The 310-nt window shown below is 58.7% G+C and carries 1 protein-coding gene; it reads right to left on the bottom strand.

The window, feature by feature from the left end; all coding sequences use genetic code 11:
• Positions 1-310 (bottom strand): hypothetical protein (locus tag ACYP01_RS30260; protein WP_459683783.1); only part of this gene is annotated, 310 nt, incomplete at both ends.

The raw sequence follows: 310 nt of genomic DNA, 5'->3' as shown, positions 1-310 counted from the left end.
CATCCAACACCACAAACTGCGACGGCACCATATACGACGCCAACCGCTCCCCCACACCCACCTTCACCACATCAACATCAACCGAAGACCCCACCGCAGCAGTGACATACGCAACCAACTGATCACGCCACACCACCACCACCACAGAACCCACACCCACCTGATCCCGAACCGCAGACTCGATCTCCCCCAACTCGATCCGCTGACCACGCAACTTCACCTGAAAATCACTACGACCGACATACTCGAGCTCACCCGACACACCGATCCACCGCACCACATCCCCCGTGCGATACATCCGCGAACCCAC

The sequence above is a fragment of the Rhodococcus sp. no. 34 genome, from assembly GCF_054589475.1.
The sequence above is the reverse complement of the archived record's forward strand: the minus strand, read 5'-3'. Positions and strand labels throughout refer to the sequence as shown.